We start from the raw sequence: 9,785 nt of genomic DNA on the forward strand, positions 1-9,785 counted from the left end.
GGAGGCAAAGCTGGTCTGTTTCATCACACTTCCGTCTTCACGCAATGCTGCACGGCCATCATGCCTCATGATCAGGAATAAATCAGAGGTTCCTTAAGGCTAATGGGGCGAAATAACGATAGTTAACTTGAACTCACTCGAAAATTGAGTTGCAACTGATCCCTTCGACTCGTCCCCTCTGAATTGCGGATGCTGGTGATGCCTGAACACCGTTCCGGTATGGCCTGAACACGTCGCTGGTGTTGACAGTTAGCAGATGTCTCCAGGGTCTGGTATCGGCCAACAACAGCCGGTCGGTGAATCAGTCGCGTCCCCCGATAGCGGTCGTTCGGCGCTCGGAATGTTCAACGCCAGGCAACTCCGTCCAGTACGCGACGGCCGTAAGGAAGCGCGGGCGCGACAGGAGGGCCTATTTGGATTGGCAGGGGAACGCGGCCCTGAAAGCTGCGGTGATGAGCACCACGCTTCCGTATTGCCACTGAGTCGGGTGGTCGTCCATATACTTCTGGATGATGTGCATGTTCTGCGCGCGGGTCACCCCCTGTGGAATACAAATCACCTTGTAGATGTTCAACGTGTCCACGACGCCATTGACGTAGCCAAAGCCGATAGCCGCCTCTCCGAATTGCGCGTCTGTGGCGGTGCCGTTTTCGGTGGCCTGTGAGGCGAGGAGGTCGTAGTGCAGCACGGTTCCCCGTGAGGGGTCGTTGTCTGCAACGGCCTGTGCCGTGGCGGTAAACGTCGCGACCATCAATGCCGCGCCCAACAGGTAGGATTTGATCTTCATAATCACTGCTCTCCGAGAATCTTCTTCTTCTCCGCGTCGAATTCGTCCTTGGTGATGACTCCCTTGTCGAGCAAGTCCTTTAGCTTCATCAACTGCGTGTACGTGTCCTGCTGCTGTGCCGGTGCGGCAGCGGCGGGAGCCTGCTGATTCTGCATGACGACATCGGGGCGATTGACGAGCATGCCGTTCTTGGCAATCGGATCGTCCTTGTCCACCACTCGGAATTCATAGGAGAACTCAGCAAACCGTCCGGGGCCTGCGGGGATGGAGTTGGTGTTCACGCCTACAGCGACCTTGCCCTGGCTCTCAGCGAATGCGTTGGCCTGGGCGATCACATCGGCCTGGAGCTTGGCGGCGTTGCCAAACATGCCTGCGTGGTCTTCTTTCGACAGCATGTAGGTGTTATCGGAAATCTTGACGATGCCTGGGTTGGCACAGCCAGCGAGCGCCACGAGTGTGGCGCACATCAGATGCATCTTCCCTTTCATGCTGAGTCCCCTTTCGAGTCCCTATGATTCCCCTGGAGCCATTGTACGACTCAGCAGGACTCCATGTGGGCCGGCTAGGGCGCCCCTAACCACGGGTGTCGCAGCCCGTGACTCGGCGGCGGCGTACAGTTTGCAGATGCCGCATCGAGAACCACCACCCCCGAAAGACTTTGTCTTCGACTTCACGGCCGACTGGTCGAAAGTGGCCGCCAAGCCACCGGGCAGCGAGGCAGCGCGCGGTTGGACGCTGCACGGAACCGTTACCAAACGCGGGCATACATACGGGCTCGCCCATAGCAATGGCTTGTATGCGGCTTGCACAGAGCACGGGCTGATATTCGAGCTGACGGCAATCGAGCGCAGCCGGATCAGCAGCGCGGCGCATTTCAAGACGGCGCCAGGGTGGGAGCGCGCACCGAAGCCGGTTGAGCATGAGGCGGCCCATGTCACGGGTCTAGCACAGAACAAACGACCCAAGGGGTACTTGACACCCCGCTCGTTCGAGGGCGCTTGTGACGCCTGCTGTGCGCCGTGCTATGTGTGGCAGGATGTTGGTGGCGCTTGCCTTTGCTGCGGCAAGAGAGTGTTTCGGCCGGGGTATCTTTGGCACTTCGTGACCTGGCCGGACGGGAAAATAACCGCGACTCCTGCCGACTGGGTCACTGAGCGCGATGTCGAGCGTTTGGTCGAGCGTCGCAGATAACCGTGGGAAGCAGTCATGTGTTACAGCGCGATGGTATGGGCTGATTGGCACCTGTTTCGGAAAAAGCTTGGTGTCGACATCAACATCACAGATTTCTATAACGAGTTTTATAAGCGTCGCCGCCAGGGCGAGCTATTCCCCAAGGCGATGGACGCGGCGTTTTCGAGCCCGCAGAACGACGACGAACGGCGCATCAAGGCGCTGATTGACGAACTCAACGCGGCGCAGGCGAACAAGTGGGAGCGCGAGCTATTCGCCCAGCGCAAGCGGCTCGGCGACGCAGAGCGGACGCTACAGACTAAGACAACGAAGAAAGCTACCGAAGACAAGCGGATCGCCACGAACAAGATCGGGCGCGCGCTGTCGAAGCTGGACGATCTGAAGCGGTCGGAGCTGCTACCGCGAGACTCGCGCATTTTCCCCGACTGGTATGCGCCGGTGCTGATTAGCGACGGTGGCGAGCTAAAGCTCATCCCTATGCGCTAACACTGTCGCCCTGCGGGCCTACCCGAGTCGATTGACCGGCTCAAGGGCGGTGGTGTCAGCGGCACGTACAACGCGCGCAGGGATAATCTAGAGCGGTTCTGGCGCCATCAGTTCGGCTATACGCACGGCATTGCCGTCGTGTCGTCGTTCTTCGAGAACGTTTCGCGCCATGCGAATGAAGGCCGCGAACTGGCACCGGGCGAGAAAGAGGAAAACGTGGTGCTGCAATTCAACCCGCAGCCGCCGCACGACATGCTTGTGGCCTGCTTATGGTCGCACTGGCAGGGCGGTGACGACGATCTGTATTCGTTCGCAGCGATCACGGATGAGCCGCCGCCGGAAATCGCAGCAGCAGGGCACGACCGATGCATTATCCCGATCAAGCCCGAGAATATGCTCGCATGGCTCAATCCGGACCCGTCAAACCTTGCTGCGATGCAGGCTATTTTGGACGATAGGGATCGGTCATTCTATGAGTATGAAATGGCGGCGTGATTGCTTGAGCCAAGTGCCAGGCCTCTACGTCGACCTTGGGTCTTCCGTGTGTGGCGCCATGTTGCCTCGAATTGGAGTGATCGCAATGTGGCCCAGTTCGTTTTGAACAAACCATTCGCGTGTCGCTGGAACGACATTGGGCGGAATGACCAAATTGGCTCTGCTGTTGTGGACTAGTTCTGCCAATGGATCCTTGCCGAACACAATCGATTGTTCCTTCAAGACACAGCCCAATACCGCACTCACATGGTCGTAGCCCGGAGACAAGAAAACGCTTGAGGGCACCGCATCTCTGTCCGGTCTGTCTATTTCAGGTCGGAACTGGTTGCCCTCACTCAGGATGGTTCCGGTCCGTTGATCTAGCGCTGCCGCGATTGGCCCGACGCCATAGCAAATCTCCACTGGATAAGGCAACGTGCTGATGCCGTTGATGTCCCACCAAAACTGGTCGAGAAGTACGGAATTGATGACGATGACGTATGGCTCCCTCTCATTGACGACGCCTTTGGTAAGCCACCCCGGCTCGCGTTCCTCACCGATCCACTTGTCCGATTTCGTCTTCAACGCGTGCGTCCAGCGGAGCACGCGCTGTTCATGCGGAACCCTCTTGGCAATAGTGACGCCGGCCTTAGGCGGATCGAGATAACCCTCAGGAAACCCCCTTGGCTCTGGGGTGATGACTTCGAAGCAAATCGTTAAGCCATCTTTGACAGCACGGAAATCAGGTCCCGCATCTGCAGATGAAAGCGCGAAGTTCGACCGCCAAAGTAGCATCGCGAACAGCAGCTCACCCATGCGGGCCTCTGACTGAGTAGCGGAGCCGCTGAGCAGGTGTTCATCAAAGTGGCGGTCGGCTAGCTCTTGGGCGTGGAAACGGTCATATGCAGTAGTGAGAGCCGCTACCGCTTCAATGCGACAGGAATCCTTCGCTCTTGACCACCGCGCTTCAAAGAAGGCGATCGCTTCATTCCGGCGCAGTTGAGCCATGAGCGGCTTCCCCATTTGAGCCAGTTCCGGGTCGAAAGTAGACATCCCAAGCTTGCCGACGGATTGACTTTGCCGCACGGCCCACTACTGGCCAAAAGAGGTCTTTTGGTGCGGAAAAGGAATCATATCTTCATGCGACCTCAGCTTTGATATGCCGTCGAACAAACTCTCGTCACCACGGTACCGGATCAAACGGAACATTTCGATTCGCGAGTGCAGATTCCAGCGCATCAGACCACTGACGCCAGTCAGGGTAAATTCTGATGCCGTATACCCAAAGCTGTACCCAGAGATACCGGGATTTCAATGGAGTCGGTGGGAGTGCATAAGACAATAAAAAAAGGCCAGAGACCTCATTTTTATGAGGTTTCTGGCCTTTTTGGGAGTCCTTGAGAACTCCTGATAGCAGTAACTGGTGCCGGAAATAGGAATCGAACCTACGACCTACGCATTACGAATGCGCCGCTCTACCAACTGAGCTATTCCGGCGGAGCCGTATAGTTTAGGGAGCTCTGCCGCGGCCTGCAAGGGTGGGGCGGTGAGGCGAATTCGGACTCCAGGACGCGGCAATCGCCGACTGACGCGTGGAGTGGCCCACAGGCAGAGTGGGCGCTTGGTCAACAGGGGATGTTGTCGATGCGTTTTTCACTCCAGCAGGGCGTGACGCTGATCGAAGTGCTGGTCGCCATGCTGATTTTCAGTATCGGTTTGATGGGTGTCGCTGCGCTTTTCATCATGGCGGCGCGTTCCAATCATGCTGCCTACTTGCGCACCCAGGTGACGTTTCTGGCGCAGAACATGGCCGATCGGATGCGTGCCAATCCGATGGGTGTATGGGCCGGGGATTACAACGGCGCTTATCCCGACGCCAGCAGGCAGGATTGCTCTGCGGGTTGCACACCCAGGCAGCTTGCTGCGCACGACCGGGGCGTATGGAGCAGCGAACTGCACACCTTTCTACCCGCTAAAGCCAAGGCGCGCATTACCTGCAGTCATCGCGGCGTGGCTTACGTTCCTTCTTCGGCACAGATGCCGCTGCGTCCTCCTTATGGCGGCAATTGCGCGATGACGATTACCTGGAACGAACGGGCGCCTGACCTGGCCGGTGGGTCAACGGATGAGCGGCCGCCGCAGACGTTTGCCTGGGAGTTCCAGCCGTGAGGCGGTTCCATCGAGGCATCTCATTGATAGAGCTGATGATCGCGATGTTGATCGGCTTGTTCATCAGTGCGGGCATCGTTGCTGTATTCACGGCATCGTCACACGATCGTCTGGCTCAGCAGCAGCTTGCCCGTCTGCAGGAGGAAGGGCGCTTCGCGATCACGCAGATCCGGCAGGATCTCTCCATGGCTGGCAGTCAGTACTGCGCCAATACGGGAGGCTCGGCTCATGCCAGTGCGGCAGGACCTTATCTGGATCAGTGGCGTACGCCCACTGTGTTGGCCAGTAATCCGGGTTTGCTCATGGCTGCGCTGCAGGATGTCACCACGCCATGGGGCGGGGCTTATCCGCCCGCACCGACCGAGCCGTATTCGTTTCCGTCTTTTCTTGCCATGCGTGGTTATGACTGCACGATAGATGGCTGCACGCCTATCGATCCCAGCCATAAACGTAGTGCGGTCGGTTTTGGCATTCCTGCCATGGGCAAGGCAGTCGACAGTCGTGTAGTGGGCGCGTCGGTACTTACTGTGCGTTATCTGAAACCGAGCAGTGGCTGGACCATCGCGCCGGAAGGGAGTGGGACAGGAAGCACCTTCGCCACGCATGCGGATGGTTCCGTGAGCATCCGGCTGAATCCTTCGTCGAGTGAGCTCAAGGCCGCTGACATCAAGGGCGATGAGCCACTGATGATGTTGGCCGATTGTTCCAGTGCGCAAATCTTCACCGTGTCCGGCGTAGGCAGCAGCGAGCTCAGATCGACCGGCGCCAACTTCGTTCAACCGCACGTTGCGCAAAACATGGCGGCACCCAAGTTGTTCGATCTCAGTCGCGACATGCAAACCGTCACCTATTTCCTCAAGGTGGTGGATAACGGCGATGGCCAGGGACATACCACCGGTGCATTAGTGCGGCGTGTGAATGGCGGTATCAAACCGTTTGGCACTTCGGGGGAGATCGCGCGAGGCGTAGAGCGGCTCGATTTCAAATATGGCGTGCAGCGCGCGGATGGTACGGTTCGCTACTACACCGCCGCACAGGTGGATAACAGCACGCGCGCTGACTGTCCCGCCGTGCCGCTGCCGATACAAGGGAGTAGCGACCATGGTTGCTTATGGCATTCGGTAAGCCTGATCGAAGTCGATCTGCTGATGGATGGCCAAAGCCCTTTGCCCGCGTTGAGACCGGGTGAACTTGCATACAGCTATGTATCCGACGGCATGCTCACGCCCGAATCGCCGACGGCTGCGGGCCGCAAGGTAACGCCGCTTCAACAAGGATTCCCCCTGTCCATGCTGCGGCGCGAATTCACGACAGTCGTCGCATTGCGCAACTTCAATCCCTAAAGAGCAAAACGGCCGCCAGGAGGGCGGCGTGAAGATGTACGTCCATTACTCGAAACGCCTCTGCTCGAAGCAACGCGGTTTTGCTCTGGTGGTTGCGTTGATCTTTCTGGTGCTGATGACCCTGCTGGCGATGAGCGCTTCGCAATATGCCTTGATGCAGGAGCGCATGGCCGGCGGTCTGCGCAACGCACAACAGGCGCGCATGAGCGCGGAGACCGCTTTGCGCGGCGCGGAATACAAGTTATGGCTCACGGCCAGTCAGCCCGGAGCCCGTTTGCATTGTTCGGAAAGCACAATCACGTCGGATGATGGTTGCGTGGTATATCGGCCCTATAGCCCCTTGTATGCGGCGAGCGGCAAGGTCACGCGCTTTCGGTCGTCACCAGATTGGGTGCCCGGCATCGGCGTCAGTTATCTAGGACCCACGCGCAGTGGCTACACCCGCAACTCACAGCAGCCCACTGCCGCATTGGCGGAGAACCCTGTGTACATCATCGAGGACCTTGGCGAGCAACGTGCGCCGGGTACGGGCGTTTTGCATGAATCCGGCAACACCGGCCCTAACAATGTCGGGCAAGGACATTTGAATGTTCACATCTACCGCATTACCGCTCGTGCAACAGGCGGCAATCCCCATACCGTACGTATTGTGCAAAGTACCTTCGATGCGCCGGCAAATCCTTGAGTGGTGCAGACGATGGGCTGTGATCAGCCTGTCGGTAATATGGGTAACAGGGGTGCACGCGTTCGCGTCGGATAACCCGGGCACGGTGGAGTTGAGCCCGGTGCCGTTGGATCAGACGGAAGTCGCCCCCGCTTTGGCCGTACTTGGTTTGAACAGCAATGTGTTGGCGACAGGGTCGCTTGCTTTCGTGGGTGGCTACGACCCTGAGAATGGGGCAGGCGTTCTAAAAGCCATGACGCTTGGTGACGATGGCATGCCCATGAAAACCGTATGGGATGCCGGGGCAATACTGACGGACCCATCGCTGACGCCGCCCGACAAGCGCATAGTCCTGACTGCCGCCCTCGGCGGTGCCGGCGATATCAGCGGCATGGCATTCGAGCCTTCGGCGGATTTCGATACGCGTGAGCAGCGCGGACTCCTGGCGTCATCATCGGCACCGTCGTCCACGTCGTTAGTGGCCGATCGCGTGGCCTATCTGCGTGGTGCGCGCGAGGACGAATCCAGCGGTGCCATGCACCTACGTCACAGCTTGCTTGGCCCCATCGTGCATGCGCAAACGGTGTATGTCGCCCATCCCACCGGCAGCTATACGGATCGCTGGCCCACAAAAATCCAGGGTATTTCCGTTCTCGCGCCAGAGATGGGGCCTGGTGCGCAGACCTATGCGCAATTCGTGAAGAACAATGCGGATCGTCCGCCCGTGCTGTATGTCGCTGCCAATGACGGCATGCTGCATGCCTTCCATGCACCGATTCCCCTTTGCAAGGCGCAGGACGCCAACGGTTCATGCACGTCTTACGATCCCGGCCCTCATGCAGGAAGAGAGTGGTGGGCCTACGTGCCGCGGGCGGTGTATGACCATCTCGGCAGTCTTGCCAGTGCGCAGAACTTCCGTTTTGAACCGACCGTGGATGCGACGCCGGTAATGCGCGACGTATTCTTCAGCGAGGGTGGCCGGCGTGAGTGGCATACCGTGCTTGCCGGCGGTCTTCGGTTGGGTGGTCGCGGTGTGTACGCACTGGATATCACGCATCCCGACGTAGTCAGCGAAATCTTTCCCCAGCGCACGGTGCTGTGGGAGTTCGATGCCGATATGCCGCCAGGCATCGGAGCCGATGGCAATCCCTATCATCCTGCTGATCTGGGGTACACCTATGGCCAGCCTGCTATCGCACGGCTGGCCAATGGCCAATGGGCTGTGCTGGTTCCCAATGGATATTTTCCCGATTGCAGCAAAGCGGACAAACCTGTCAATTGCGAAGACGCCGCCCGCATGGCGCCTGTCGGTTATAGCGCTTTATTTGTGCTGGATGCACAGACCGGCGCGGTCATTGCCGAGCTAAAAACACCTACCCCCATGCATGGTGTGATGAGCCACGGTCTGACCACGCCGGTGTTGGGCGATTATTCCAATGATCAGATTGATGACGTAGCGTTTGCCGGTGATCTCGACGGCAATCTGTGGCGTTTCGATCTGTCTTCGCCCAATCCCGCGCTTTGGTCGGTGACGCTTGCCTACCGGCCAGCGGAGCAGGGCAAGCAGCCCATCACGGTCATGCCGCGGCTGTTTCCGGATCCGGCCACTCATCGCTTCATCGTGCTGTTCGGTACCGGCAAATACCTGGGAAATGGCGACAAGGTCGATGTGGGATTGCCGACACAATCGGTGTACGGCATTCGCGACAGGCTCGACAGCGAAGGGCAACCCATCACTGCCACGCATGAAAATCTTCAGCAGCAGATACTCAGCCAGACGGCTGTTACCGATGCAAACGGCCACAGCGCTGAGGTGCGCACGCTTACTTCGCATCCTGTATCCATCAAGATGGCCGGCTGGTACTTCGATCTCCATGTGATCGAAGGGGAACGCGTCATTGCCACACCGACGGCGCTGTTCAACACCAACACCGCGCTGGTGAGCACCTTCATCCCCGATGGCGATGCGCCCTATGGCGCGATGATCGCTGTGGATGCAGCCACGGGTGGACCGGGGAACGCCATGACCTTCGGCGGACGCGCGTATGCAGGCGCATTGATCGACAACCCCAGAACGTCGGGTACGTTGCCGGTCATCAGCCGCGTAGGTGGGGGCCAATCGCTATTGCCTGGCGTCACTTTGAAGGGTGGCGGCAGCCTTGCCATGCCGCTTTCCTTCGACAGCCCCATGTGGCGCCGCCGTTCGTGGTCGTTGCTGACGCCGAAATGATAAGGAGGAGAACTCAGGCCATGGAGCGTTCGCGTGGTTTTACCTTGATCGAGTTGATGGTTGTCGTGGGCATCGTTGCCGTCCTGGCGGCGCTGGCCGTGCGGTCTTATTCGCGTTATGCCTTGCGTGCACACCGCACGGAGGCTCACCGCCTATTGATGACCATGGCCCATGCCGAGGAGCGTTGGTACGCCACGCATAATCGCTACACCGATGACCTTGGCAAACTGGGCTTTGCAGAGCCAGCGGTTTCGGAGCACGGTTATTACCAGGCAGGCTTGCGCTTGTCCGATGACGACGATCAGGGCTACATCGCCATCGCGATACCGACAGGCCGTCAGGCCAGCGACGTTTGTGGAGATCTGTCCATCGATAATGCCGGGCGCAAAACCCCGGCACGAACGGACGTGGCTGCCCATGCAAACGGTGCTTGCTGGTGAC

At 58.7% G+C, this 9,785-nt stretch carries 10 protein-coding genes and 1 tRNA gene; 7 read left to right on the plus strand and 4 right to left on the minus strand.

The genetic code is table 11. The features are described from left to right. Positions 1 to 409: 409 nt before the first annotated feature. Both AC4HNJ_RS18830 and AC4HNJ_RS18835 read right to left on the minus strand, forming a co-directional pair. Positions 410 to 787, minus strand: a complete 378-nt coding sequence (locus AC4HNJ_RS18830; protein ID WP_490481145.1) for a Rap1a/Tai family immunity protein — start codon at positions 785 to 787, stop codon at positions 410 to 412. Positions 788 to 789: 2 nt separating this feature from the next. Then, a complete protein-coding gene (locus AC4HNJ_RS18835; RefSeq protein WP_490481146.1) occupies positions 790 to 1,275 on the minus strand; it encodes an SHOCT domain-containing protein in 486 nt (161 codons plus the stop codon). A 718-nt stretch (positions 1,276 to 1,993) separates the two neighbouring features. On the opposite strand from AC4HNJ_RS18835, the gene AC4HNJ_RS18840 reads away from it, so the two are divergent. Together AC4HNJ_RS18840 and AC4HNJ_RS18845 are read left to right on the plus strand one after the other, a co-directional pair. Beyond that, positions 1,994 to 2,464: a hypothetical protein gene (locus tag AC4HNJ_RS18840; RefSeq protein ID WP_490481147.1), complete on the plus strand. Its 471-nt coding sequence runs from the start codon at positions 1,994 to 1,996 to the stop codon at positions 2,462 to 2,464. Positions 2,465 to 2,494: 30 nt separating this feature from the next. Further along, positions 2,495 to 2,959: an SOS response-associated peptidase family protein gene (locus AC4HNJ_RS18845; protein WP_490481209.1), complete on the plus strand. Its 465-nt coding sequence runs from the start codon at positions 2,495 to 2,497 to the stop codon at positions 2,957 to 2,959. Between the two features lie 24 nt (positions 2,960 to 2,983). Here the strand turns inward: AC4HNJ_RS18845 and AC4HNJ_RS18850 are convergent, their stop codons facing one another. Continuing rightward, the gene (locus AC4HNJ_RS18850) at positions 2,984 to 3,991 is read right to left on the minus strand and encodes a hypothetical protein (protein ID WP_490481148.1); all 1,008 of its coding nucleotides are present in this window, start codon (positions 3,989 to 3,991) and stop codon (positions 2,984 to 2,986) included. A gap of 368 nt (positions 3,992 to 4,359) precedes the next feature. Continuing rightward, positions 4,360 to 4,435, minus strand: a tRNA-Thr gene (locus AC4HNJ_RS18855). Positions 4,436 to 4,582: 147 nt separating this feature from the next. Here AC4HNJ_RS18855 and pilV point away from each other — a divergent pair. From pilV to AC4HNJ_RS18880, 5 genes are read left to right on the plus strand one after another with little or no spacing between them, the layout of a single operon-like run. Next, positions 4,583 to 5,107 (plus strand): type IV pilus modification protein PilV, encoded by a 525-nt coding sequence (gene pilV / locus AC4HNJ_RS18860; RefSeq protein WP_490481149.1) that lies wholly within the window; start codon positions 4,583 to 4,585, stop codon positions 5,105 to 5,107. Further along, positions 5,104 to 6,450 carry a PilW family protein gene (locus tag AC4HNJ_RS18865; RefSeq protein ID WP_490481150.1) on the plus strand — a complete coding sequence of 449 codons (1,347 nt, stop codon included), beginning with the start codon at positions 5,104 to 5,106 and terminating at the stop codon, positions 6,448 to 6,450. The genes pilV and AC4HNJ_RS18865 overlap by 4 nt, the downstream gene beginning before the upstream one ends. 34 nt (positions 6,451 to 6,484) lie before the next feature. Further along, entirely contained in the window at positions 6,485 to 7,135 is a 651-nt protein-coding gene (locus tag AC4HNJ_RS18870) for a pilus assembly PilX family protein (RefSeq protein WP_490481210.1), read from the plus strand. Further along, complete coding sequence (locus AC4HNJ_RS18875; protein ID WP_490481151.1) at positions 7,116 to 9,344, plus strand: pilus assembly protein; 2,229 nt, start codon at positions 7,116 to 7,118, stop codon at positions 9,342 to 9,344. The genes AC4HNJ_RS18870 and AC4HNJ_RS18875 overlap by 20 nt, the downstream gene beginning before the upstream one ends. Before the next feature lie 20 nt (positions 9,345 to 9,364). Then, positions 9,365 to 9,784 carry a type IV pilin protein gene (locus AC4HNJ_RS18880; protein WP_490481152.1) on the plus strand — a complete coding sequence of 140 codons (420 nt, stop codon included), beginning with the start codon at positions 9,365 to 9,367 and terminating at the stop codon, positions 9,782 to 9,784. Position 9,785: the final 1 nt, after the last annotated feature.

It is taken from the genome of Dyella sp. SYSU CM1112, assembly GCF_058216415.1.